This window comes from Peribacillus frigoritolerans (assembly GCF_030676415.1).
Classification (GTDB): Bacteria; Bacillota; Bacilli; order Bacillales; family DSM-1321; genus Peribacillus; species Peribacillus frigoritolerans_A.
This window is the reverse complement of the sequence record NZ_JAUUTW010000077.1, coordinates 1-1361: the sequence shown is the minus strand read 5'-3', so window position 1 is coordinate 1361 and position 1361 is coordinate 1. Positions and strand designations below refer to the sequence as shown.

The following is a 1361-nucleotide window of genomic DNA, read 5'->3' as shown; positions in this document are numbered from 1 at the left end:
CCATCGATTCGCTCGACTTGCATGTATTAGGCACGCCGCCAGCGTTCGTCCTGAGCCAGGATCAAACTCTCCGAAGAAATGTTTGACTTGCTCATTTGCTTTTTTGATAGTGTGTGCTCACTTAAAAATTTAACGTTGGCGCTTTGTTTTGTTCAGTTTTCAAAGAGCAATTTGACTCTTCTAAAAGAATCAACTTTCATATCATAACAAATCCAAATGGGCTTGTCAAGTTTTTTTGGTGGAGCCTAGCGGGATCGAACCGCTGACCTCCTGCGTGCAAGGCAGGCGCTCTCCCAGCTGAGCTAAGGCCCCAAAAAAATCATGGTCGGGAAGACAGGATTCGAACCTGCGACCCCTTGGTCCCAAACCAAGTGCTCTACCAAGCTGAGCTACTTCCCGGAAAAAATATGGTGCGCCCGGCGGGAGTCGAACCTACAACCTTCTGATTCGTAGTCAGATGCTCTATCCAATTGAGCTACGGGCGCATATTAAGATGGTGCCGAGGACCGGAATCGAACCGGTACGGTAGTCACCTACCGCAGGATTTTAAGTCCTGTGCGTCTGCCAGTTCCGCCACCCCGGCATAAATAAATAGTGGAGCGGAAGACGGGATTCGAACCCGCGACCCCAACCTTGGCAAGGTTGTATTCTACCACTGAACTACTTCCGCGAACATGCGGGTGAAGGGACTTGAACCCCCACGCCTTGCGGCGCCAGATCCTAAGTCTGGTGCGTCTGCCAATTCCGCCACACCCGCATAATATAATGGTGAGCCATGAAGGATTCGAACCTTCGACCCTCTGATTAAAAGTCAGATGCTCTACCAACTGAGCTAATGGCTCATATAAACTATTTATATATGCTATATCAAGCTTGTATGAAAATGGTGCCGGCAAGAGGACTTGAACCCCCAACCTACTGATTACAAGTCAGTTGCTCTACCAGTTGAGCTACACCGGCAAGTGTAAAAATGGTGGAGGATGACGGGATCGAACCGCCGACCCTCTGCTTGTAAGGCAGATGCTCTCCCAGCTGAGCTAATCCTCCATATATAACTGCTTGGCGGCGTCCTACTCTCACAGGGGGAAACCCCCAACTACCATCGGCGCTGAAGAGCTTAACTGCCGTGTTCGGAATGGGAACGGGTGTGACCTCTTCGCTATCGCCACCAAACATATCAGGAACGTTGTTCCTTCAAAACTAGATAATAATAAGAAGGTATTTCATTTTTTTAAAAGCGTTGGTTAAGTCCTCGATCTATTAGTATCAGTCAGCTCCACATGTCGCCACGCTTCCACCTCTGACCTATCAACCTGATCATCTTTCAGGGATCTTACTAGCTTGCGCCATGGGAAATCTCA

9 tRNA genes and 3 rRNA genes are annotated in these 1361 nt (G+C 48.9%); all 12 read right to left on the bottom strand.

The annotated features are described in order from the left end of the window. Positions 1-77, bottom strand: a 16S ribosomal RNA gene (locus tag Q8G36_RS28515); the annotation flags it as partial. A 159-nt stretch (positions 78-236) separates the two neighbouring features. Continuing rightward, a tRNA-Ala gene (locus tag Q8G36_RS28510) sits at positions 237-312 on the bottom strand. Between the two features lie 10 nt (positions 313-322). Next, positions 323-399: transfer RNA gene (locus tag Q8G36_RS28505), tRNA-Pro, on the bottom strand. A gap of 9 nt (positions 400-408) precedes the next feature. Beyond that, positions 409-485: transfer RNA gene (locus tag Q8G36_RS28500), tRNA-Arg, on the bottom strand. Between the two features lie 9 nt (positions 486-494). Next, positions 495-583: transfer RNA gene (locus Q8G36_RS28495), tRNA-Leu, on the bottom strand. A 12-nt stretch (positions 584-595) separates the two neighbouring features. Beyond that, positions 596-670, bottom strand: a tRNA-Gly gene (locus tag Q8G36_RS28490). Between the two features lie 5 nt (positions 671-675). Continuing rightward, positions 676-757: transfer RNA gene (locus tag Q8G36_RS28485), tRNA-Leu, on the bottom strand. A 9-nt stretch (positions 758-766) separates the two neighbouring features. Beyond that, positions 767-842: transfer RNA gene (locus tag Q8G36_RS28480), tRNA-Lys, on the bottom strand. Between the two features lie 42 nt (positions 843-884). Beyond that, positions 885-960: transfer RNA gene (locus tag Q8G36_RS28475), tRNA-Thr, on the bottom strand. 11 nt (positions 961-971) lie between these two features. Continuing rightward, positions 972-1047 (bottom strand) — tRNA-Val (locus Q8G36_RS28470). Positions 1048-1057: 10 nt separating this feature from the next. Continuing rightward, a 5S ribosomal RNA gene (gene rrf / locus Q8G36_RS28465) occupies positions 1058-1173 on the bottom strand. Between the two features lie 67 nt (positions 1174-1240). Next, positions 1241-1361 (bottom strand): 23S ribosomal RNA (locus Q8G36_RS28460); the annotation flags it as partial.